Raw genomic sequence first — 22,991 nt, forward strand, 5'->3', positions numbered from 1 at the left:
TTCAATCGATGCGGTCGAAGATGGCGCGCAGCTCTTCGGGGGGCAGTACCCCCTTGCCGGTGCCTTCGATCAGCTCGAAGGTGCCATCGGCGTTGACAGTAATACCCGCTGAGCTGGCAATCGTCACCGTGACCCCCGGCCGCTCCTTGAGCAACGCGTTGAGCGGCTGCTGCCCATTGAGCGTTTGTCCGATAACCGTGGCCAACCCCTGAGTGGATTGGGTGTTGACCCCGCCGACCAGTATCACGCGCCCCCCCTTGTTCAATGACGCCAACAGGTTGTCCAGCAGTTGCTGGGCGTTGCCATCGCGCAGGCCCAGTTCCAGGTTGCTGCCGGTCAGGTGCATCAGCGTACGGGTCTGGTAGGTGCTGCCATTCCAGTCGCTGAGTACCGCCAGCGCCGAGCAGTCGCTCAGGCTGCGGGTCGACAGGGGGGCGTGGTTATTGCTGAGGGTGGTCGATTCGCCCATGGCCACGTGGACAGGGGCGGCCGATTGCAATGATGGCGGGCGTACTGCCGGGACCTTCGCGTTCCGGGGGCGCGACAGCTCGTAAGGGCGCTTCGGTTGCTTGACCAGGGTGTCGATCCAGTCCGGGTCGAGGGGGCTCATATTGGCTTGGCCGCCTTGACGAATCTTCAAGCCGGCGGCGTCCCATTTGGCCATGGTGGCCTGCAGTTGCTGCGTGTACTCAGACGCAGGGCAGGCGATGTCCGCCCAGGGGTCGACGACCCAGGCATCGGCCCAGGCTGGTCCGGCGAAGTCGGTTGTCGCGCTGACCGGGCCGGGTGGGCCGCCGATCACGGTGAACGCGTGCGCGTCGCCCGCGCGCCATTCTGCCGCCTTGCCGCCACTCTTGCCGATGATGTCCCTGGACAGCAGCGCCATTTCGCCGCAGTTGCCGGCACCGGTCTTCATGATCAGGTCGGGGCCGTTCGGTGCGCGCAAGTCGGCGGTACGGCGCAGCCAGTTGAGCGTCATGTCAGCCGCATCCGCCCGGGCCAGGTCATTCGCCGAACGCAGCTGGTTGCCAGGGCCGAGCCCGGTGGCCTTGAGCGCTTGCTGGACCTGGGCCTTGGCGTTCTCGGCGTAAAACCGGTTCTGCCGGGCGGCGGGCCAGCGGGCAAAGTCCGCCGGTTTTTCCAGCGCTGAAACCTGCTGTGGCCGCAGTGCAACGTCAGGCGGGGTGATGGCTTTGGCCCGCTGCAGCTGGTAGACCACTTCCCGCTGCTGCTCATCGGTCAACGCTTTGCACAGCTGTTTGAGTTCATCCACATCGGCTTTTGCATAGCCCGCCGCTTCGAGCTGCGGGTACACGCCCTTGAGCTTGGGCAGTGCGATGAAATCGGCATCCAGGGCCTGGGGGCTGTGGTTCAAGCCCAGGAACTGTCGGTAGCCTTGCACCAGGTCCAATTCGGTGGGGCTGCACTTTTTGAACGTGATATCGCCGGTCTGTTTTTTGTCCAGCGGGGCATAGTAGAACTCGGCGGTGTCCGCTTCCACGACCAGGTAGGGCTGGGTACCGCTGGTGACGACCACGGCCCTCAGTTGACGCTGGTCGTCAACGGCTTCGCTGATCTTGTTCAGCTTGACCACCCGCGTCTGTTCCGCGAGTGGCCCCAAGGTGTTGCCTGGATAGAACCCAAAGCCCGGGTCGGCCACGAGCTTGCCGCGGACCTGGCGTTTATAGGTGATGCGCTTGGCGTCGTTGACCGGCACCAGTTGTGAGCCGATGTCGGTTTCAAGCATTTTATGCAGGCGTTTTTCGTGGATCACCCAGCGGTCCTTGCTGAACAAACTGGGCTTGGAGGGGAACAGCCGCACATGCTCCAGGGCCTGCAGCTGTGCCTTGGGCTCGGGCAGGTCGTTAAGGATTTTGGCGAAGCATTCGTCGTTGGCGCCGCGCCGGACACGCCGCCCCGCCGCGGGGGCCGGGCAAATCGCCTCGAAATCGTCCAGGGGCTGGGCAGGCTCCTGCGCTTGGAGGTCGGTCAGCTCCCCAGGCCGGGAGTCTCGATAGCGATAGATCCTGTCACCGTCGACCAGGTCGTAGCCGTTGGTTCGGGGCAGGGTGTAGGCATTCGGCGTCAGGGCGTGGTCAATCACCTGGGCGCGCTGGCCGTCTGAAAACACTTCGTTGCGCAGCGGGAGGACGGCGGGGCGTTCGCGCTGCAGCTCAAACGGGTCGCTGGCCACCGGGGCCGTGCCGCCCGCGACAGCGAACAGCGTATTGAGCACACCGTCCAGCGCCGCGGATGCGCCCTGCCTGCGTTCCGCCTGGGTATCGCCGGAATAGGCTTTCTCTGCGCCCAACGCCGTTTCTGCAAGACCGGTGGCGGCGGCGATGCCCACGACCACCGGCTCGCCAATCACCGCCAGCTTGGTCACCAGGCCCGCCGCTGCGGTCACATCGTTCAGCCAGGTATCACGGGTCACCTCGCTGTTGGATTTGATCGCGATGTCCGTATCGCTGGTCATGCGTTTGCGGGCCGCGTCCGTCATGGCGCTGAATACATCGCCCTGAATGCGCACATTGGCTTGATCGATCACGGTGCCTTCGAGATTGTCCCAGTACCCGCTGCCCAGGTACTTCAAGGCGCGGTCCACGCCTTTGTTCGATTGATCGTCGCCGGTGAAAAACGTCTTCAAGCCTGTCCAGAAACCGTTGTCGTTGTCCTGCCGATCCCTGAGCGAAAAATGTGATGCCAGCGCCTTGAGCTTATCGGGATCCTTGCCTTGCTCGGCGACCCATTGGTCCATTTTTTCCAGGGAATCGAAGCGAAGAAAGGCCGGTTGATGGCCTGGAATGTAGAGGATCTGCACGCCGTCGCGACGGTCGCGAACCGATCGATACGCCTCGTCGTGGCCGGTAAAGCGCAGGATATCGCTGGATTGAAAGCCGTTGATATCAAACACGTGGGTCGACACCTTGACCGGAGCCGTCGCCTTCAGCTGTTCGACGGTCAGGGGCCGATGCTCCTTCAGTGGCAGGTTGGACGCGGCTCCCATCACCCACTGATAGTCGTCATGGGTAAACCGCTGCTCAGGCGGCATTTTCTCACGTTCGGCCGGCGAAGCCTTTTCGTACGCCATGCGTTGCTGGCGCGCCTGGGCGACAAAATTGCCCTTCAAGGCCATGCGGTAGTCGTCGCCATGGTCTTTCCAGAAGCGCGCCTGCCGGGTCGCCGTGAGTTCCTGAAAGTCGGTTTTCCAACTCTCATGCATCAGCCTTGAAGGGGTGAGCGGGAACTGATTATGCACGCCATAACCGCGTTTTTTGCTCTCGCCGGTACCCACCGTATAGAGCCCGGCATCCTGGTCGAGCACGCCCGGCGTCCAATCCTGCTCGCCGAAGTTGCTCAGCAGCGCGTCCGGCAGGCGCTGGGAGCGTAACGGCTCTGTGCCCAGGTGTTCCCAGCCGGTGACGGTGGGCGCCGAATCCGCGTTGTAGAAGCGATTGAGGAACACGGTGTCAGCATCGACCTTGCGCCCAGTCAAGGTGAAGATGATCTCTTCGGCCCACTTCTTCGCCTCGTTGCGCACGTTGGGGAGCGCGTTCTGCATGGACTGCAAGCGCTGCGCGTAGCGGGATTTTTCGCGCAGGTCCACAGGGTTTGGCGGCCCGGCTGCTTTCAGGTCGCGTAGCAGGCGCTTCAACTGACCGGATGTTTTGGGTGGGCGCCTGCCCGACGCCTGGAGCACCTGTGCCAGGCTGGCGCGAGCGGCCATGCCGTTGTGGTGCTCCTGGCTGTAGGAGGAGCCTGGATGCACGCTGATCTGGCTGCTGTTCAGGCTTCGCGCCAAGGCCAGCAGGGTTTCTGGCGGCGCGGGCAGGCCAGCCAGCAGTCGGGCCAGGCCGGCGATCAGGTGATGTCGGTCATGGCTGTCACCGACCACGCGCTGTTGTGCGGCCAGGGCGGCCGCGCCGCGCAGGGGGGCAGTGTCGGTGATGGGCGCAAACGTCTGTTTGCGGGCCGTGGTGTTCAGCGCATTCGAGTCAGCTTGGCTGATGCCATAGAAGCGCAGCACATCCTGGGCGCTGGCCACGTCGTACGGCTTGGACGGGTAGTCGAGCAGTCGTCCGCTGGAGGGCGGCCAGAAACCCAGGGCTTGTACCGCCTGGATCAGCGGCCCGGCCACTGCCGCAAAGCCGGAGTGATCGTCCAGGCTGAAGGTCTTGGGTTGGCCATCGACGGTGACTTCCAGGGTATTGGGCCCGGGGTGGAACTGTACGTTTGACGTTGAAATGTTATTGGCCTTCATCCACTGCTTGAAATCTGGCGTACGCAGGGCATCGTCCAATTGCTTCAACCAGAGCCCCAGGGTGGAATGGGGCGGGACGTTGAACAGTGAGTCCGGGCCCGAAAGCGGATGGTCGAACGGCGCGGGGCCGAGGCTTTGCACCAGTTGGCTGTCGCCCTGGTGCCTGAGCGTTTCGCGGCTCGACGGCGGCGAAATGGTGTAGGCCGGTTGATTGCGGGGAGCCTCCCCTGTGTAGGAGTTAAGGACGAGCACAGGGGGCTGGGCGGTGTTCTGGATTGATTGCGTCATGGGATGGCTGGCTCCGCGAACGTTTCTACAACTGGACTGGCCCCGCCAAGGCGTGGACCTGATCTGTGTGGGAAACGTCGGTGTTGCGGTTCCAGCCGATTTCAGCGGTTTTGTAAGCTGCGCTCCAGGCGTTGAATACCCTCTTCGAGCATCGCTCGGGGGCAGCCGAAGTTCAGGCGCACGAACTGCTGGCTGTCATCGCCGAATTCGATACCGGCGCTCAGACCGACCTTGGCCTGTTCGAGGAAGAACTGCTGCGGGTCGTCCAGCCCCAGGGCGCTGCAATCCAGCCAGGCCAGGAAGGTGCCTTGCGGTGCATGCATCACCACGCCGGGCAAGCGGGTTCGCACCGCCTCAAGCAAGTAGTCGCGGTTGCCTTGCAGGTAGTGCACCAGCGCCGCCAGCCAGTCGCTGCATTGGCTGTAGGCCGCGCGGGTGGCTTCCAGGCCCAGGGGGCTGACACTATCGACCATGCCGCAACGCGCGTGGTTGAAGCGTTCGCGAATCTCGGCGTTCTGCACCACGGCAAAACAGGTCTTCAGGCCGGCCACGTTGTAGGCCTTGCTCGCCGACATCAGGGTGATCGTGCGCTGCGCGATCTCCGGGCTGAGGCTGGCGGTGGGGATATGGCGACGCCCATCGAAACACAGCTCGGCGTGGATCTCGTCGCTGATGATCAGTGCGCCCTGTTCCAGGCACGCGGTGGCCACGGCCAGCAGTTCTGCGCGGGGGAAAACCTTGCCCACGGGGTTGTGCGGGTTGCTCAGCAGCAGTGCTCCAGCGCCGCTCAGCGCCTGGCGCAAGGCGGGCAGGGGCGTGAGGTATTCGCCGTCGATGCAGTCGAACGGCACTTCGATACGGGGCAGGTTCCAGTGCCCGGGGGCCAGGCGAATCGGCCGATAGTTGGGGGTTTGCAGCACCACCGGTTGGCCGGGTTGCACGAAGGCGTGCAGGGCCATGTTGAACCCCGGTTCGACGCCGGGCAGGAACAGCAGCTCTTCGGGTTGCACGCGCCACGCGTACTTGGCCCACAGGTCGTCGACAATCGCCTCGCGCACATCCGGGCCGGCCACGCTGTAGCCGAGGATCTGCTGGTCGAGACGCTCGTGCAGGGCTTGCAACACCGCCGGCGGCGCGGCGATGTCCATGTCGGCGATCCACATTGGCAAGACATCTGGCGGGTAACGGTTCCACTTGGTGCTGCCGGTGCCGAGGCGGGGGTGGATCGTGTCGAAATCAAAACTCATGGGGGGCTCGTGTCGGAAAAGGCGGGGGCAAGAATGGCGCTGATTCTAGCGCCATTCATTTGCCGATGCGCAACTTGCCGCAGGTGTTCAGTCGGTCAGTCCCCAGCGTTTCAGAAAACCTTGCAGGGTGATTCATCCGAGAAAGTTGGGGTATCAGCGATTCACCAGTTTCGCCGGCAAGGCGATGACCAGGAAGCTGCTGAGGATCAGGCAACCGGCGAAGAACCACAACGCACCCGCGCTGCTGCCGGTGACGTCGATCGCCACGCCCATCAAGGAGTTGCTCACCAGGCCCGCGATGTTCGCCACCGAGCAGGCCAGGGCGAAGCCGGTGGCCGCCGCGGTGCCTTTGAGAAAGGTCGCCGGCAGGCTGAAGAACACCGGCACCGCGCCGATGATCGCCGCCGAGGCAATCGCGAACAGCACCACGGTGGCAGCCACGTTATGGGTGAAGAAGGTGCTGGTGGCCATCGCGGCTGCGCCAATGAAAAACGGCACGATGATGTGCCAGCGGCGTTCGCGGTGCTTGTCCGAGCTGGCGCCAATCAGCAGCATGCCCAGCAGCGCGGCGACACTCGGCAGCGCGGTGAGGATGCCGATATGGAAGGTGTCGGTGACCCCGGCGTTGCGGATAAACGTTGGCATCCAGAACCCCATGGCGTAGGCGCTGAGCAGGATCGAAAAGTCGATCCCGCCGAGCATCCACACCTTGAGGTTGAAGAACCCGTCACGGAAGCTGTGCTTGCTGCCGGCACCGTCGGCGTCATCCTTGCGCAGCTCGCGTTCGAGCAGGGTCTTTTCCTCGATCGACAGCCATTTGGCTTGTTGGTAGCTGTTGGGCAACGCCCAGAACGTCAGGACGCCGAGCAGCACGCTGGGCACTGCTTCGATCAGGAACAGCCACTGCCAGCCACGCAGGCCCGCCATATGGTCGAAGTGCCCCATGATCCAGCCGGACAGCGGGCCGCCGATCACGCTGGACAGCGGCAGGCCGATCATGAACAACGCAATGATGCGTCCGCGCCGGTGCGTGGGAAACCAGGTGGTCAGGTAGTACAGCACCCCAGGCAAAAAGCCGGCTTCGGCGGCACCGAGCAAAAAGCGCAGGATGTAGAACTGGGTGGTCGAGGTGACCAGCATGGTGCAGGCCGAGAGCAGGCCCCAGGTGATCATGATGCGCGCGATCCAGATTTTTGCGCCGACCCGCTCCAGCACCAGGTTACTCGGTACTTCAAAGATGATGTAGCCCACGAAGAACAGGCCGGCCCCGAGGCCGAACGCGGTTTCGCTGAACTGCAACTGGTCGAGCATCTGCAGTTTGGCGAAGCCGATGTTGATCCGGTCGAGGTACGCGGCCAGATAGCAGAAGCACAGGAACGGGATCAGCTTCCAGGTGATCTTGTGGTAGAGCGTGTTGACGGGATCGGCGACCGTGGTCGCGGGTGCTGCATTCGCAATGGGCATTGGGGTGTCTCCTGGCGGTGACTTATGGTTTTTATGCTGCCGCTTTGTTCCAGCACTTCGGCGTGCTGTACAAGCGACGTCCAAAGGCAGTGTCAGAAGACTGAGGGGGTCGGGTTGGCCTTTACCGGTGGCGAGGGAGCCTGCTCCCGTCGAGCAGCCCCAGAGTGCTGGGAGCGCTGCGCACTCCAACGCGAGCAAGCTCGCTCGCCACCGGTAAGGTGCCTGGCTTCAGGCCTCAGTTTTTTCAAGACCGCGCTCTACGGCGCAGTTCTTAGTAACGTCTTATTGCTCCCTGAATTTGCTCATCGCCTCCTGCTTGCTCACCACGTCGCCGTACTTGCTGTCGATATCGAACAAGTTGGCTTCATGGGGCGCCGGGTGTCGATCGCCGACGCACTCGCGCACGACGATGGTGCGAAACCCGTGTTGCACCGCGTCCACCGCCGTTGCACGAATGCAGCCACTGGTGGAGCAGCCGGCCAGTACCACTGTGTCGATGCCCTGGGCGTGCAGCATCGGGGCCAGGCTGCTGCCGAAAAACGCGCTGGCGTATTGTTTGGTGATCACCACTTCATCGGCCTGGGGCACGACCTCGGCGCAGAACGCGGCGAGGGGGTTGCCTTCGACCATGTCCTTCATCACTGGGGCCTTTTTTACCCAGATACCGCCATCGACGAAATGGCCGGGATGGTAGCGGATATTGGTGTGCACCACCGCAATCCCGTGCTTGCGCGCGGTGGCCAGCAGCTCGACGCTCTCAGCCACGGCAGTCACCACGCCCGGCGCGAACAACGGTGCGCCTTCGGTGGTGTAGCCCTGCATGAAGTCGATCATCAGCAGGGCGGCTTTTTTACCGAAGCCGATGCGGTTGCCCCAGACGCCTTGGTAGTTGGCGTCGGCGGATTGTTCGCTCATCGTTTCAATCCCTCATATTTGGACAATGCACTTACCCTGTGGTGATGGAGTTTGTTGGGGTGAGCTCGCCACTTCTCCATCCGCGCTTCAGTACGCGCCGGAGAGCAGGGCGCCGGCGCCGGGAACGATGGGTTCCAGGTCCAGGGCCTTGAGCATGGCGTAGGTGGTGGCGATGGCGGCGGTGAGCACGGGCTTGCCGGTTTGTGCTTCGACCTTGGCCACCACCGGCAGCGACTGCATCTGCACGCAGGCCGACAGCACGATCACATCGACGCCTTGCAGGTTCATGCCCGCGACAATAGCTGGCAGGTTGGCCGGATCGTGGCGGGCCACGTCGAGGTTGTCGGGGATCTCCAGGGCGCGCCAGTCCACCACCTCGAAGCCTTCTTCGCGGATGTAGTTCACTACCAGTTCGGTCAGCGGCTTCATATAGGGCGCGACAATCGCGATGCGCTTGGCGCCCATGACTTTCAAGCCTTCGATCAGCGCCCCGGCACTGGTGATCACGGGGGCGTTGGCGTCGTTATCGGCAGTGGCCTTGCGCAGGCGCTGTTCGGAGTTGCGGTGATAGCCCAGGCCCATGGCCATGATCGCCACCAGGCACGCATAGCCCAGCACGTCGACCTTGGCGTCGGACAGTTCGACGGCGCAACGATCGGATTCGCCGTCCATCGCCGCCAGTTCTTCCTTGCGCACTTGCTTCATGCGCATGCGGCTGGAGTGAAAGGTAAAGCGCTCGGGGCGGATCGCCTGGCGCGCGGTGAGCATCGCCGGGATCTCGGTTTCCATGGTGGTGTTGGAGCTCGGCACAATCTGGCCAATGCGGTAAAGCTTCTGCATGGTGGTGTCCTTATTGTTGTAGGAGGAAGTCGCCGAGGGCGTGGAAGAAGCCTTCGAGGTCGTCCCACGGAATCATGTGCCCGGCATTCGGCACGCGGGCGACCTGGATGCTCGGTTGCAGGGCCTGGATTTCCGCGATGTCGTCATCCAGGATCACGCCACCACGCCCGGCCACCATCAACAGGGCCGGGGCCTTGAGGTGCGGCAGGTCTTGGTGGAAGTCCACCGTGTGGAAGTCATTGAAGGCACGCACGATGGCCGGTTCAAAGCAGGTGTGCAGCCACTCGGCGCGCAGTTGCAGTTGCGCGTCGGTCCAGGTGGCGCAGAAGGCGCGCATGGCCTCTGCGTCCATGCCGATCAGGGATTGGCGGATCGAGTCGACGTACCACGGCAGTTTGCTCGGGTATTCACGCCGGCCGGGGCCGGACACTGGTGGGTCGATCAGCACCACACGGTTGACGCCCCTGGGGTGCTTGACCGCGCTGCGTACGGCAAAGCGCGCGCCCATGGAATGGCCGACCAAGTGGTAGCTGTCCAGATGAAGTGCGTCGGCAAAGGCGCCAATGTCCTCGGCGCAGGTGTCTGCGCTGTAGTCCAGCCCAGGTCCGGTGGAGGACAGCCCACGCCCGCGCACGTCCAGCACGTAGGTGTCGAAGTGTTCGCCCAGGCGTTCGGCGACGAACCCCCAGGTGATTGCAGGGCTGGTGATGCCCGGGATCAGGATCAGCGCCGGCCCTTTGCCGCCGTAGCGCAGGTAATGCTGGCGAATGCTATTGGCCTGCACGTTGCCGCCATAGAGGAAGGTGCTCACGCGGCCACCCCCGATTTCAGCTCCTGGGCGTACAGGTCATAGCCGTAGACCCAGGCCGGATCTTCCTGGGTGCGCAGCCAGGTGTTGGCGTTGGACACGGCCTGCACGCGGGACGCACGTTCCTTGCGGTTGGCTTCGTAGAGCTGGAAGGCGGTGCGGTAGTCGCTGATCCCGGTTTCCTGCAGGCAGCGGGTGAGCATGGCGGCGTCTTCGATGGCCATGCCCGCGCCTTGGGCCATGTGTGGTTTCATCGGGTGGCAGGCATCGCCCAACAGCACCAGGCGGCCGCGGCTCCACAGCGGCAACGGGTTGCGGTTGCGCAGCGGCCATTTGGTCACGCTTTCGGTGGATTCGATCAGCGCCTGCACGGTGGGGTGGTAACCCTTGAACGCCTCGAACATCTCTTCGCGGCTGCTGTCGACGAAGGCACCCTGGAAGTCCCATTCGGCATGGGGCACACCGGTCACGTAGTAGTACTCGTCGCGCTTGCCGGTGGTGTAGTAGACCATCATGTGACGGTCTTCGGTCCACCACTTGATGCAGTCCTCGAACGTGAGGTCGTACTTGGCCAGCTGGTCGCCACGGATCAGCGCGCGGTGCGCGACCCAGCCGCTGTACAGCGGTTTTTCCACGCCGAGCAGTTCTTCGCGGATCTTTGAGTTGATGCCGTCGGCGCCGATCACGATATCGGCGTAGGTCACTTCGCCGTCGGCAAAGGTCAGGCGCACCTGGGTATCGGTTTCTTCAAGGGTTTCCAGGCGCTTGTTGAAGTGCAGGGTGCCGGGCTTGAGGGTGGACATCTGCAAGGCGTGCAGGTCGCCGCGGTGCACGGTGATATAGGAAGCACCGTAGCCGGTGAGGGGGATGCGCGAGAGGTAGTCGCCGGTTTCGCCGCAACGGCTGAACCAGTGCTCGGGGTGCGAGCCCATCAAGTCCAACTGCTTCTCGATGCCCATGCGGCGGAAGATTTTCATGATGTTGGGGCCCATGTGGATGCCCGCGCCCAACCGGGAAAATTCCGGTGCCTGCTCAAAAACGTCCACGTCGAAGCCAGCTTGTTGCAACAGGGTGGCTGCCGCCGCGCCACCCAGGCCGGCACCGACGATGGCGATTTTTTGTGTGCTTCCCATGGGGCGTGTTCCTCTCTCTTTTTGATTTTTCGGCGGTATCTTTCCGCAAGGTTTTTAAAGTGTATACGCTCATTTTTTGAAATGGGAAGTCCATCGTTGAAAATTTATTTTTGGGCGTCAATCGGCCTGTGTAACGCTTGGTAGCCATTAAATATTAGGTTTGTGTGGGTTGGTAACGGTTTGGCGCGGCGCTTGCAGTCGACCTGCAATTCAGGTCTTATCGTTATTAAATGGCGTATACGCTATAAAAGTGCACTAGAGTGAAGCGCAATGCCTGAACTTGGTGCAACCCAACAGGAGACAGGAAAATGCCGGTAAGCGATTGCGAACTGACCCAGATGTTTGAACATGTGCTGCGGTTGTCGAAGGTCGATGCGACCCAGAGCGTGGCCGTGCTCAAGAGCCATTATTCCGACGCGCGTACCGTGCGTGCCGCAATGGACGCGGCGCAGCGCTTGGGCGCCAAGGTGTACGCAGTGGAATTGCCGTCGTTCAACCATCCACGGGCGATGGGCAATGACATGACCGCCTACTGCGGTGACACCGCACTCACCGGCAATATCGCCGCCCAGCGTGCGCTCGAAGCCGCCGACCTGATCGTCGATACCATGATGCTGCTGCACTCGCCGGAGCAGGAGCAGATCCTCAAGACCGGCACGCGCATCCTGCTGGCTGTGGAGCCGCCGGAAGTGCTGGCGCGCATGCTGCCCAGCGAAGACGACAAGGTGCGCGTACTGGCGGCCGAACAGATGTTGAAGAAAGCGCGTTCGATCCACGTCAAATCCCGCGCCGGCAGCGATTTCCGCGCCGCCTTGGGGCAGTACCCGTCAGTGACTGAATACGGTTTTGCCGATGAACCTGGGCGCTGGGACCACTGGCCGAGTGGTTTTCTGTTCTCATGGCCCAACGAAGAAACCGCCGAGGGCGTGCTGGTGCTGGACATTGGCGACATCCTCCTGCCGTTCAAGACCTACACCCGCGAGAAGATCACCCTGGAGATCGAGAAGGGCTTTATCACCGGGATTCATGGTGGTTTCGAGGCCGAATACCTGCGCGACTACATGAAGTACTTCAACGACCCTGAGGTGTACGGCATCTCCCATATCGGCTGGGGCTTGCAGCCGCGGGCGCAATGGACCGCCATGGGCCTGCATGACAAGAACGACGGCATGTGCATGGATGCGCGGGCGTTCTATGGCAACTTCCTGTTTTCCACCGGGCCGAATACCGAGGTGGGCGGCACGCGCAAGACGCCGTGCCATATGGATATTCCGCTGCGCAATTGCGACGTGTACCTGGATGATGAGGCGGTGGTGATTGCGGGGGATGTGGTGGCCCCCGCAGCGTCCTTGGCTCGCTGAAGATCCCGTGTGGGCAGGGGGCAAGTCCCCTCCCGCATTTTTGAGTGCTTTCAGGCGATGAGTGCCTTGAGTCATTTCGGCATCCCCGCCATCATGCCTTCCCATCGCCAACCACCCACCGAGTCCGCCGTGCCTGATTCCTACGTCTTTTCTGAACAAGTTGGCCACCTGTTGCGCAAGGCCTACCAGCGCCACCTGGCGATCTTTCAGCAGAATGTCGGCGATTCGCAGCTCACTGCTGTGCAGTTCGTCACCCTGTGTGCGCTGCGCGATCACGGTGCAAGTTCCCTGACTGAGCTGGTCAAGGCCACGGCTGTGGACCAGGCGACCATTCGCGGGATTGTCGAACGGCTCAAGGCGAAGGAACTGATTACCCTGGAGCCCGACCCGCAAGACAAGCGCAAGGTGGTGGTCAACCTGTCTGGCGCGGGCGCCGAACTGGTCGCACATACTACGCCGCGCGCGGCACAGATCAGCGAGTTGACCATGAGCAACCTCAACCCCGCCGAACGGGTGGCGGTGCTGTTCCTGCTGCGCAAGATGATCGACGATCCCCAGGACTGATAGCGGCCTGGAGCCGGGCTTGGTTTGGTTAGCGGGCCCGTAGTGGCAAGGGGACCTTGTTGTGGCAAGTGGGCCTGTTGTGGCAAGGGGACTTGTTATGGCAAGGGGACCTGTTGTGGCGAGCCGGCTTGTTGTGGCGAGCGGGCTTGCCCCGCGTTGGGTGGCGAAGCCGCCCCAATAAAGTCGCCGAGTTCTTTCTGAAAAACCGTGGCGCCTGGGGTTAGGGCCGCTTCGCGCCCCAACGCGGGGCAAGCCCGCTCGCCACAACAAGCCCACTCGCCACAACAAGCCCACTCGCCACAACAAACCTGCTCACCACAACAGGTCCCCTTGCCACAACAAGTCCCCTTGTCACAGCACAACCAGCCCACTTGCCACAGAGGATGCGTCCACCCCCTTGGCATCGTTTTTGCTCTGAATTGATGTAGCAGCCACTTCATGAGTCAAGTGTGTCGCGAGGCCCCAGGTCCGTGACGCTTTTTTTTGACTGTTTCATGTAGTGACTACTTCATCAATGGAGACAGGCGAAGCGAATGATCAGCCCCCACATCACGGTAGCGCTTGAGGTCAACGGCCAACCCAGCGAAGTCAGCGCCATGGCGGACACCTCGCTGCTACTGGTGTTGCGCAATGACCTGCAACTCAACGGCCCCAAGTACGGCTGCGGTTTGGGGGAGTGCGGCGCATGTACCGTGATCATCGATGGCGTGGCCGCGCGCTCCTGTGTATTCCCGCTGTCGGGGGCGGCAGGGCGCAAGATCGTCACCCTTGAAGGCCTCGGCACGCGCCAGGCGCCGCACCCGGTGCAGCAGGCCTTTATTGATGAGCAGGCCGCCCAATGCGGTTACTGCCTCAACGGCATGATCATGACCACCAAGGCTTTGCTTGACCGCAATCCCAACCCCAGCGAAGCCGAGGTGCGCAATGAGTTGTCGGGCAACCTCTGCCGCTGTGGCACCCATCTCGAAATCCTCCGCGCGGTGCTGCGTGCCGCCCGCCTTATGACCGTGGATCGATGACCATGACCGATACTCCGCTTTCCCGTGACCAGTGGCTGGCCAAGGCCGGCGTGCTGCTGATCGTCGATGATGTGCTACCGCCTTCCGGTCCGGTGGCCAAGGGCGGGACGCCCACCGTGAAGCCCAAGGAACTGGGATTGTTTATCGCCGTGAACGATGACGGTCTGGTGTACGCCTTCAACGGCCATGTGGACCTGGGCACCGGTATCCGCACCGCGCTGGCGCAGATCGTCGCCGAAGAGCTCGATCTGGACCTGGACCAGGTGAGGATGGTGCTCGGCGACACGGAGCGCGTGCCAAATCAGGGCGCGACGATTGCCAGCGCGACCTTGCAGATTTCCGCAGTGCCGCTGCGTAACGCGGCGGCCGAAGCGCGGCGCTTTCTGCTGGCGCGGGCCGCCGGGCGTTGGGGCGTCAGTACGGCGAGCCTCAAGGTGGAAGCGGGCGTGATTCATGCGTCAGACGGGCGAACCCTCACCTATGGCGAGCTGGTCTGCGGCCAGCGCGATCAGTTGCGCGTCAGCGGTGATGCCCCCTTGAAGGCCCTTGAGGATTATCACCTGGTGGGCAAGGGCGCCGAACGGGTAGACATCCCCGGCAAGGCCACTGGCGAGTTGACCTATGTCCATGACATGCGTGTGCCCGGCATGCTCCATGGTCGGGTGGTGCGCCCGCCGTATGCAGGGCTGGATTGCGGCGACTTTGTCGGCAACAGCCTGTTGAGCGTGGATGAGTCCTCCATCGCGCATATCCCCGGCATCGTCGCGGTGGTGGTGATCCGTGATTTTGTCGGGGTGGTGGCGCTGCGCGAGGAGCAGGCGATCAAGGCCGCCGAGGCGCTGCAGGTGCACTGGAAACCGTGGAACAATGGGTTGCCGGATATGAGCGATGTTGAGCAGGCCATCCGCGACAATCCTCGCGTTCGCCGCACGGTGCTCGACCAGGGCAATGTCGACGAAGCGCTCGCCAATGCCAGCCAGCGCATGCCGCGCAGTTACCTGTGGCCATACCAGATGCACGGCTCCATCGGCCCATCCTGCGGCGTGGCGGATTACACGCCGGCCGGCAGCCGCGTATGGTCCGGCAGCCAGAACCCGCACCTGCTGCGCGCTGACCTCGCTTGGTTGTTGGCCTGCGATGAAGCGCTGATCGAGGTGATCCGCATGGAGGCCGCCGGCTGTTACGGGCGCAATTGTGCCGACGATGTGTGTGCCGACGCGCTGCTGCTGTCGCGCGCGGTGGGCAAGCCGGTGCGCGTGCAACTGAGCCGTGAACAGGAACACCTGTGGGAGCCCAAGGGCACCGCGCAGCTGATGGAAGTGGATGGCGGCCTCAACGCCGACGGCAGCATTGCCGCCTACGATTTTGAAACCAGCTACCCCTCGAATGGCGCGCCGACCCTGGCGCTGTTGTTGACCGGTCGTGTCGAGCCGGTGGCGGCGATGTTCGAGATGGGCGACCGCACCTCGATTCCACCCTATGACATCGAGTCCATGCGCGTGACCATCAACGACATGGCACCCATCGTGCGGGCTTCGTGGATGCGTGGCGTATCGGCCTTGCCCAACACCTTCGCCCACGAATCCTATATCGACGAACTGGCGTTCGCTGCCGGCGTGGACCCGGTGGAATACCGCCTGCGTTATCTCAAGGATGAGCGCGCCATCGATCTGGTCAAATCCACCGCTGAACGCGCCAACTGGTCGCCGCGCACTGCGCCGATGCAGACCGCCAGCGAAGACCACCTGCTGCGCGGCCGCGGCTTTGCCTACGCGCGCTACATCCATAGCAAATTCCCAGGTTTCGGTGCGGCCTGGGCGGCGTGGGTGGCGGACGTGGCGATCGACAAGCAGACCGGCGATGTGTCGGTGACGCGGGTAGTGATCGGCCATGACGCAGGGATGATGATCAACCCGGCGGGCGTGCAACATCAGATCCACGGCAATGTGATCCAGTCCACCAGCCGCGTACTCAAAGAGCGCGTGACGTTTGAAGAGTCGACGGTGGCGAGCAAGGAGTGGGGCGGTTACCCGATCCTGACCTTTCCCGAAGTGCCGCAGATCGATGTGATGATGATGCCGCGCCAGGATCAACCGCCCATGGGCGCCGGTGAGTCGGCGTCGGTGCCCAGCGCGGCGGCGATTGCCAATGCGATCTACGACGCCACCGGGATTCGCTTTCGCGAGTTGCCGATCACCCCGGAACGTGTGCTGGCGGCGTTGAATGCCGGCACCTTGGGGGAGCCCGCCAAGTCGCCGGAAAAACGCCGCAAGTGGTGGTTCGGTGCGCTGTTCGCCACCCTGGGCGCGGTGCTGGCCACGGCCTGGCCGTTTCACAGCGAGATTGCACCCATAGCGCCGCCCAGCGCCGGCACCTGGTCCAAGGCCACGCTGGAACGCGGGCGTTTGCTGGCGGCGGCAGGGGATTGCGCGGTGTGCCATACGGCGCCTGGTGGAGCGGCCAATGCTGGTGGCCTGGCGATGCAGACGCCGTTCGGCACGCTGTACAGCAGCAATATCACCCCGGATGTCGAGACCGGCATTGGCGCCTGGTCATACCCCGCGTTCGAGCGGGCGATGCGCGATGGGATTGGCCGTGACGGACGCAACCTGTACCCGGCGTTTCCCTATACGGCGTTTCGCAACATCAACGATGCCGACATGCAGGCGCTGTACGCCTACCTGATGGCCCAGGCGCCGGTTAGCCAGGCGCCGACGCCGAATGCCATGAGGTTTCCGTTCAATCTACGGCCCCTGATGGCGGGGTGGAATGCACTCAATCTGCGTCGCGGTGAAATCACCCCGCAGCCTGAACGCAGTGAGCAATGGAATCGCGGCAATTATCTGGTGAACGGCTTGGGGCACTGCGCGGCGTGCCATTCGCCGCGCAATCTGATGGGGGCAGAGAAGGGCGGCAAGGCGTTCCTGGCCGGTGGCATCGTGGACGGCTGGGAGGCCCCGGCGCTGACGGGGCTGTCGAAGGCGCCGACGCCGTGGACCGAAGATCAGTTGTTCACGTATTTGAGTACCGGTTATGCCGATGCCCATGGCGTGGCGGCAGGCCCGATGGGGCCGGTGGTCAGTGAGTTGTCGAAATTGCCCAAGGCGGATATCCGTGCGATGGCGGTGTACCTGGCGTCGCTGAAGGCCGAGGCCGTTGCTGACGTGCAGGTGGCGACCCCGGTGCCAAATCCCAATGGCCGGCGTGTGTTCGAGGGCGCGTGCAAAGCCTGCCATGCCGATGGCCTGGGGCCGAAATTGTTTGGGGTCAGCCCGTCACTGGCGACCAATACCAATGTGCACAGCGATCGGCCGGACAATTTGATCAAGGTGATCCTGCAAGGCATCAACAACCCGGCCACACAGGATCTGGGCTATATGCCGGGCTTCAAGGACAGCCTGTCGAACACTCAGGTGGCGGATCTGGTGGCCTATCTGCGCGGGCGATTTGCGCCGAATGCGCCAGGCTGGGAAGGGCTGGAACAGAAGGTCGCCCACCTACGCGCCAACCCTGGTACGCACTGACACTATTATGGCGAGCGGGCTTGCGCCCACAGGTGGGTCCGGTTTCTACAAGGGGGGCGGTGTGACGCCCCGGACCACCAGGTCACTGATAAATCCCAGCCAATCCTGCTGCGGCCCCTTGTTCGACAAATCCTCCCCCAGGAACGAGCTGAGGGTATGGCGGTTGGAGTTATAGAAGTAGCACAGCGAGGCGATCATCAAGTACACGTGCTTGAGGTCGACATCCTCGCGGAATACGCCCTGGGCCTGGCCGGCTTCGATAATCGGCCGCAATACGCCAACCGCTTCGCCTGACAGCCGTCGCATCTCACCCGACTGCCGGGCGTGCTTGCCTTGGTGCAGGTTCTCGATGCTCAGGATCGCCACGAACTCCGGGTGCTTGACGTAGTAGTTCCAGATAAACCCCACCAGGTCGCGCAGGGCCTGCACGGGTGTGTCGAGGTTCAGCTTGAGTTTGCCTTCGGCTTGGTTGAATTGCTCGTAGGTGTGTTCCAGCACGCAGACGAACAGGTGTTCCTTGCTGCCGAAATAGTAATAGAGCATGCGGTCGTTGGAGTCGGCCTCCTTGGAGATGGTATCGACGCGGCCGCCGGAATAGCCGTCGCGGGTGAACACCTTGACCGCCGCCTGGAGGATGCGTGCGCGGGTCTGGTCGGCCTGTTGTGCCCGAATGCCGGTCTTCTTGATCACCATGTCAAAGTGCCTCGCACGACAGTTTGGGCGCGGAATATAGCATGGGGATTTTCCGCTCCGTTCTGTGACCGACAAGTTCTGTAATAAAAACGCCATTGCGCTGGGGATTCAATCCGCGCCGGGCTATTTTGGTGCATCTCAATAATTAGAGTAGCCATGGATGAAATACCAACCCTTCAGCCGCACATTAATTGCCACTGCGCTGGTGTTGACGGTCAGCGGCGTGCACGCCGCCTCCCAGGCCCCGGTGGCCGGTGAAAATGGCATGGTGGTGACCGCCCAGCATTTGGCCACTCATGTGGGCGTGGATGTACTCAAGGCTGGCGGCAATGCGGTGGATGCGGCCGTAGCCGTCGGCTACGCGTTGGCGGTGGTGTATCCGGCGGCGGGTAACCTCGGCGGCGGCGGCTTTATGACCGTGCAACTGGCCGACGGGCGCAAGACCTTCCTCGACTTCCGCGAAAAAGCCCCCTTGGCGGCCACCGCCGACATGTACCTGGACAAGGACGGCAATGTCGTTGACGGCCTCAGCGCCAAGGGCCATCTGGCGGTCGGCGTTCCCGGCACGGTGTCGGGCATGGAGCTGGCCTTGAGCAAATACGGCACCCTCAAGCGCGCCCAGGTGATTGCCCCGGCGATCAAGCTGGCGGAAAACGGCTTTGAACTGGAACAGGGCGATATCGACCTGCTGCACACCGCCACTGGCGAGTTCGAAAAAGACAAGGACCTGCGCGCGATCTTCCTGCACAACGGCCAACCGATGCAGGTGGGCCAGAAGCTGGTCCAGAAAGACCTGGCCAAGACGTTGAAAGAAATCTCTGCCAAGGGCAGCGACGGTTTCTATAAAGGCTGGGTGGCCAAGGCGTTGGTGGATTCCAGCCAGGCCGGCAAAGGCATCATCACCCAGGCTGACCTCGACAAGTACAAGACCCGCGAACTGGCGCCTATCGAGTGCGACTATCGCGGCTACCACGTGGTCTCGGCGCCGCCACCGAGCTCCGGGGGCGTGGTGATCTGCCAGATCATGAACATCCTCGAAGGCTACCCGATGGCCGACCTGGGCTATCACTCGGCCCAGGGCCTGCACTACCAGATCGAAGCGATGCGCCATGCCTATGTGGACCGCAACAGCTACCTCGGCGATCCGGACTTCGTGAAGAACCCGATCGAGCATCTGCTCGACAAAAACTACGCCACGAAACTGCGTGACGCGATCGAGCCGAACAAGGCCGGCGACTCCCAGGCGATCAAGCCCGGCGTATCGCCCCATGAAGGCAACAACACCACTCACTACTCCATCGTCGACAAGTGGGGCAACGCGGTGTCGGTGACCTACACCCTCAACGACTGGTTCGGTGCCGGCGTGATGGCGAGCAAGACCGGGGTGATCCTCAACGATGAAATGGACGACTTTACCGTCAAGGTCGGCGTGCCGAACATGTATGGGCTGGTGCAGGGTGAAGCCAACGCCATCGCACCGGGCAAGGCGCCGTTGTCGTCGATGAGCCCGACCATCGTGACCAAGGACGGCAAGGCCGTGATGGTCGTCGGTACGCCGGGTGGCAGCCGCATCATCACCGCCACCTTGCTGACCATCCTCAATGTCATCGACTACAAGATGAACATTCAGGAAGCCGTCGACGCGCCGCGTTTCCACCAACAGTGGACGCCAGACACCACCAACCTCGAAACCTTTGCGGTGAGCCCCGACACCCAGAAGATCCTCGAAAGTTGGGGCCACAAGTTTGCCGGGCCTCAGGATGCCAACCACCTGGCCGCGATCCTGGTGGGCGCACCGTCGCTGGAGGGCAAGCCAGTGGGGAATAACCGCTTCTATGGGGCCAATGACCCGCGTCGTAATACGGGGCTGTCGCTGGGCTACTAACTGCTGCAATGCGCTGTAGGAGCGAGCATGCTCGCTCCTACAGTATCTGTTTGACTGCCGCGAAGGCCTTGGCGCGGCGCGCTTCCCAATCCCCTCGAATCACCACCACCGCCTGTCGATGCTGCTGCATCCACTCCAGGCCATCCTGGAAAAACGCCTGGCGGTCGGCCAATTGCGGTTGGCAGCGCTGGCCATCCGCAGTCCATTCCACATCCTCCGGGGATAGCAGCAGGTGCAGGTCGTAGTGCCGGGCCAGCAGTTCGTCGTCGAGCCACGCCGGGTAGTCGCCGAACAGGGTCTGGCTCCACAGTTTGTTGGTCAGCAGGTGCGTGTCGAGGATCAGCAGGTGCGGTTGTTCGGCGCGGGCGGCGTCTTCCCAGGCCAGTTGGCCACGAGCGATGGCCGGAATGTCGGCCAGGCGGGTGTCACGCTGATGCTGGTCGATGAAATAGCGCACGTATTCCCCCACCATCAGCCCGCCGAAATGGGCTTGCAGTTCGCTCGCCAGCCAGCTTTTACCGCTGGATTCGGGGCCGGCCAGTACCACTACTTTCATGCGTGCAACGCCGGGTCGGCGCGCCATTCACGCCAGCCTTGCACGGCGATCACCGTGAACAAGGCGTAAAGCGCGGCGGTGAGGTAGAGGCCTTTGTAGAGAAACAGCCCGACGAAGATCACATCGAGGGCGACCCACAGCGGCCAGCACTGCACGCGCTTCTGCGCCATCCACATCTGCGCCACCAGGCTGAAGCCAGTCAGGGCGGCATCGAGCCAGGGTTGGGCGGCGTCGGTCCAGTGGGCCATGGCAGCGCCGAGCAGCAGGCTGCCGACCGCACCGATGGCCAGGCTGGTCATGATTGCAGGCCAGCCCAGGCGGGTGACCTGGCGGCCTTGCCTGACCTCGCCGGCGCGGGTCCACTGCCACCAGCCGTACACCTGCAAGGCGGCGTAGACCACCTGTAGCAGCATGTCGGAGTAGAGTTTCACGTCATAGAACACCCAAGTGTAGAGCAGCACCATCACCAGTCCGATGGGCCAGCACCAGGGGTTTTGCTTGACTGTCAGCCAGACAGCGATCACCCCCAGGGCGGCGGCGAACAGTTCAAGCCCGGACATGGTGGTTCCTTGGGAGAGTGGGAGAGGGCCGGGATTGTAACCAGAGGCAGGCAATCTTCAAAACACCGGAGGGCAAATGTGGGAGGGGCGGTGCGACGATTCGACTTGCCCCCTCCCACAGGTTGAACGGCGCTAGACCTTGAATTGGCGCAGCAAGCCTTCGAGTTGCTCGCTCAGGCTACGCAGGTGCGCACTGGCCACGCTGGACTGTTCTGCCGCCAGCGCCGTGCTGTGGGACAGCCCGGCGGCCTGGGTCACGTTCTGGTTGATGTCTTCCACTACGTGCGCCTGTTGCAGGGTGGCGCTGGCAATCGAGGCGTTGAGGCCGTTGAGGTTTTGCAGCGCCTGACCGATGGCGGTGAGGCTGGCACCGGCCTGGCCGGCCTGTTCGATGGTCAGTTGCGAGGCGCTGTGGCTATCGCTGATGACCTTGACCGCGGCTTCCGAGTGACCTTGCAGGCGCTCGATCATCGCCTGGATTTCAGCCGTGGATTTTTGCGTGCGCTGGGCCAGCAGGCGCACTTCATCCGCGACCACGGCAAACCCGCGCCCTTGCTCGCCGGCCCGCGCGGCTTCGATCGCGGCGTTCAAGGCGAGCAGGTTGGTCTGGTCGGCGATCGAGCGGATCACTTCGAGCACGCCGCCGATCTGGGTGCTTTCACTGGACAGGGTACGGATCACTTCCACGGCCTGGCTGATGGTGGTGGACAGTTGGTCGATCTGTTGCAGGCTGCTGTCGATATTGACCTGGCCCTGCTGTGCCTGGGCCTGGGCGTCGCGCATTTCACTGGCGGCGTGCTCGGCGTTTTTCGCCACGTCCTGCACGCCGTAGGTGACTTCATTGATCGCGGTGGCCACCAGCTCCATCTGCTGCGACTGTTGCTGGCTGCGGTCATGGGCCTGGGAGGCGTTGTTGCCCAGCTCGGTGGACGACTGTCCCAGGGCATTGGCGCAGACCTGCAATTGGCTGACGACCTGGCGCAGCTTGGCGGTAAAACTGTTGAAATGCTGGGACAACTGGGTGACTTCGTCCCGGCCGTGGGTGTCGAGGCTGCGGGTCAGGTCGCTTTCGCCGCTGGCGATATTGCCCATGGCGTTCACGGCTTCCTGCAATGGCCGCACGATGCTGCGCACGATCAGCGAGACCAGCAGGGCCATGACCACGGCGATGGCCAGGCCGATCCCCGACGCTTTCCACACCTGCACATTGAACTCGGCCTGGACATCATCCACATACACGCCGGAGCCGATGATCCAGCCCCAGGGCTCGAACAGTTGGATATACGAGGTCTTCTCAACCGGTGCGTCGGACCCCGGCTTCGGCCAACGGTAGCTGATGATCCCGGCGCCCTTGGTCTTGGCCAGGCTGACGAACTCGTTGAACACGGCAAAGCCGTCCGGGTCGCGGATCGCCGAGAGGTTCTGGCCATCGAGCTTGGGGTTGGCCGGGTGCATGATCATCACCGGCGTCAGGTCGTTGATCCAGAAATAATCGTCATGGCCATAGCGCAAACCGCGCACCGCGCTCAGGGCTTGTTTTTGCGCAGCTTCGCGGGTCATGACGCCGGTGGTTTCGAGGCTGTGATAAAAAGTCAGGATTCCGCTGGCGGTCTGTACCACGTTCTGGGTCTGTTGGCGCTTGGCCTGATAAAGGTCGCCATGGATCTGCTTGAGCATCAGCAAACCCAGGGTCAGCAGCATCAGCACGGCGACTATCAGGATCAGCCAGAGGCGCCGGCTGATCGACATATTGCGCAAACTGTTCATCGTCCTGTCACTCCGTGCTTTTTATAATTGTGGCCGTCGCATCGACATTTCCGGCTTGTCTGATAGGCTTTCGGCCTGAAATTGGAAAACCTGAGTACTGCCTGAT

Annotated in this window: 16 protein-coding genes; 5 read left to right on the forward strand and 11 right to left on the reverse strand. The window is 62.7% G+C overall.

From position 1 onward, the window contains the following. Position 1: 1 nt before the first annotated feature. From ACODSV_RS19750 to ACODSV_RS19780, 7 genes are all read right to left on the reverse strand, one after another. Positions 2-4,549, reverse strand: a complete 4,548-nt coding sequence (locus ACODSV_RS19750) for a dermonecrotic toxin domain-containing protein (RefSeq protein ID WP_150055328.1) — start codon at positions 4,547-4,549, stop codon at positions 2-4. A 101-nt stretch (positions 4,550-4,650) separates the two neighbouring features. Next, positions 4,651-5,796 carry a MalY/PatB family protein gene (locus tag ACODSV_RS19755; RefSeq protein ID WP_069075928.1) on the reverse strand — a complete coding sequence of 382 codons (1,146 nt, stop codon included), beginning with the start codon at positions 5,794-5,796 and terminating at the stop codon, positions 4,651-4,653. A 153-nt stretch (positions 5,797-5,949) separates the two neighbouring features. After that, positions 5,950-7,260, reverse strand: coding sequence for an MFS transporter (locus ACODSV_RS19760; protein ID WP_024075204.1), 1,311 nt, complete (start codon positions 7,258-7,260; stop codon positions 5,950-5,952). A 282-nt stretch (positions 7,261-7,542) separates the two neighbouring features. After that, the gene (locus ACODSV_RS19765) at positions 7,543-8,175 is read right to left on the reverse strand and encodes an N-carbamoylsarcosine amidohydrolase (protein ID WP_102623856.1); all 633 of its coding nucleotides are present in this window, start codon (positions 8,173-8,175) and stop codon (positions 7,543-7,545) included. An 87-nt stretch (positions 8,176-8,262) separates the two neighbouring features. Further along, on the reverse strand, positions 8,263-9,015 hold the full coding sequence (locus ACODSV_RS19770; protein ID WP_024075206.1) for a maleate cis-trans isomerase family protein: 753 nt from the start codon (positions 9,013-9,015) through the stop codon (positions 8,263-8,265). 10 nt (positions 9,016-9,025) lie between these two features. Further along, positions 9,026-9,826, reverse strand: a complete 801-nt coding sequence (locus ACODSV_RS19775) for an alpha/beta fold hydrolase (protein WP_150055327.1) — start codon at positions 9,824-9,826, stop codon at positions 9,026-9,028. Further along, entirely contained in the window at positions 9,823-10,956 is a 1,134-nt protein-coding gene (locus tag ACODSV_RS19780) for an FAD-dependent monooxygenase (RefSeq protein WP_024075208.1), read from the reverse strand. The genes ACODSV_RS19775 and ACODSV_RS19780 overlap by 4 nt, the downstream gene beginning before the upstream one ends. A 308-nt stretch (positions 10,957-11,264) precedes the next feature. Here ACODSV_RS19780 and ACODSV_RS19785 point away from each other — a divergent pair, with 308 nt between their 5' ends. The 4 genes from ACODSV_RS19785 (at position 11,265) to ACODSV_RS19800 (ending at position 17,424) form a co-directional block, all read left to right on the forward strand. After that, complete coding sequence (locus ACODSV_RS19785; protein WP_024075209.1) at positions 11,265-12,317, forward strand: 2,5-dihydroxypyridine 5,6-dioxygenase; 1,053 nt, start codon at positions 11,265-11,267, stop codon at positions 12,315-12,317. Between the two features lie 129 nt (positions 12,318-12,446). After that, the gene (locus ACODSV_RS19790) at positions 12,447-12,881 is read left to right on the forward strand and encodes a MarR family winged helix-turn-helix transcriptional regulator (protein ID WP_081329278.1); all 435 of its coding nucleotides are present in this window, start codon (positions 12,447-12,449) and stop codon (positions 12,879-12,881) included. 533 nt (positions 12,882-13,414) lie between these two features. Continuing rightward, a complete protein-coding gene (locus ACODSV_RS19795; protein WP_024075211.1) occupies positions 13,415-13,900 on the forward strand; it encodes a (2Fe-2S)-binding protein in 486 nt (161 codons plus the stop codon). A 2-nt stretch (positions 13,901-13,902) separates the two neighbouring features. After that, a complete protein-coding gene (locus tag ACODSV_RS19800; RefSeq protein ID WP_150056293.1) occupies positions 13,903-17,424 on the forward strand; it encodes a molybdopterin cofactor-binding domain-containing protein in 3,522 nt (1,173 codons plus the stop codon). A 45-nt stretch (positions 17,425-17,469) separates the two neighbouring features. Here the strand turns inward: ACODSV_RS19800 and ACODSV_RS19805 are convergent, their stop codons facing one another. Beyond that, positions 17,470-18,117 carry a TetR/AcrR family transcriptional regulator gene (locus ACODSV_RS19805; protein WP_069075925.1) on the reverse strand — a complete coding sequence of 216 codons (648 nt, stop codon included), beginning with the start codon at positions 18,115-18,117 and terminating at the stop codon, positions 17,470-17,472. A gap of 160 nt (positions 18,118-18,277) precedes the next feature. Between ACODSV_RS19805 and ggt the strand changes: the two genes are divergently transcribed. Next, the gene (gene ggt / locus ACODSV_RS19810; protein ID WP_150056292.1) at positions 18,278-20,002 is read left to right on the forward strand and encodes a gamma-glutamyltransferase; all 1,725 of its coding nucleotides are present in this window, start codon (positions 18,278-18,280) and stop codon (positions 20,000-20,002) included. A 37-nt stretch (positions 20,003-20,039) separates the two neighbouring features. Here ggt and ACODSV_RS19815 read toward each other — a convergent pair whose 3' ends face one another. From ACODSV_RS19815 to ACODSV_RS19825, 3 genes are all read right to left on the reverse strand, one after another. Then, entirely contained in the window at positions 20,040-20,558 is a 519-nt protein-coding gene (locus ACODSV_RS19815; protein WP_069075924.1) for an AAA family ATPase, read from the reverse strand. Beyond that, a complete protein-coding gene (gene pnuC / locus ACODSV_RS19820; protein ID WP_024075216.1) occupies positions 20,555-21,118 on the reverse strand; it encodes a nicotinamide riboside transporter PnuC in 564 nt (187 codons plus the stop codon). The genes ACODSV_RS19815 and pnuC overlap by 4 nt, the downstream gene beginning before the upstream one ends. 132 nt (positions 21,119-21,250) lie before the next feature. Further along, the gene (locus tag ACODSV_RS19825) at positions 21,251-22,885 is read right to left on the reverse strand and encodes a methyl-accepting chemotaxis protein (protein WP_024075217.1); all 1,635 of its coding nucleotides are present in this window, start codon (positions 22,883-22,885) and stop codon (positions 21,251-21,253) included. Positions 22,886-22,991: the final 106 nt, after the last annotated feature.

Source organism: Pseudomonas sp. FG86 (assembly GCF_057808775.1).

Coding starts and splice junctions, on each gene's coding strand:
- ACODSV_RS19750 (WP_150055328.1), bottom strand. CDS start 4,549: ATGACGCAATCAATCCAGAACACCGCCCAGCCCCCTGTGCTCGTCCTT.
- ACODSV_RS19755 (WP_069075928.1), bottom strand. CDS start 5,796: ATGAGTTTTGATTTCGACACGATCCACCCCCGCCTCGGCACCGGCAGC.
- ACODSV_RS19760 (WP_024075204.1), bottom strand. CDS start 7,260: ATGCCCATTGCGAATGCAGCACCCGCGACCACGGTCGCCGATCCCGTC.
- ACODSV_RS19765 (WP_102623856.1), bottom strand. CDS start 8,175: ATGAGCGAACAATCCGCCGACGCCAACTACCAAGGCGTCTGGGGCAAC.
- ACODSV_RS19770 (WP_024075206.1), bottom strand. CDS start 9,015: ATGCAGAAGCTTTACCGCATTGGCCAGATTGTGCCGAGCTCCAACACC.
- ACODSV_RS19780 (WP_024075208.1), bottom strand. CDS start 10,956: ATGGGAAGCACACAAAAAATCGCCATCGTCGGTGCCGGCCTGGGTGGC.
- ACODSV_RS19785 (WP_024075209.1), top strand. CDS start 11,265: ATGCCGGTAAGCGATTGCGAACTGACCCAGATGTTTGAACATGTGCTG.
- ACODSV_RS19795 (WP_024075211.1), top strand. CDS start 13,415: ATGATCAGCCCCCACATCACGGTAGCGCTTGAGGTCAACGGCCAACCC.
- ACODSV_RS19800 (WP_150056293.1), top strand. CDS start 13,903: ATGACCGATACTCCGCTTTCCCGTGACCAGTGGCTGGCCAAGGCCGGC.
- ACODSV_RS19805 (WP_069075925.1), bottom strand. CDS start 18,117: ATGGTGATCAAGAAGACCGGCATTCGGGCACAACAGGCCGACCAGACC.
- ggt (WP_150056292.1), top strand. CDS start 18,278: ATGAAATACCAACCCTTCAGCCGCACATTAATTGCCACTGCGCTGGTG.
- ACODSV_RS19815 (WP_069075924.1), bottom strand. CDS start 20,558: ATGAAAGTAGTGGTACTGGCCGGCCCCGAATCCAGCGGTAAAAGCTGG.
- pnuC (WP_024075216.1), bottom strand. CDS start 21,118: ATGTCCGGGCTTGAACTGTTCGCCGCCGCCCTGGGGGTGATCGCTGTC.
- ACODSV_RS19825 (WP_024075217.1), bottom strand. CDS start 22,885: ATGAACAGTTTGCGCAATATGTCGATCAGCCGGCGCCTCTGGCTGATC.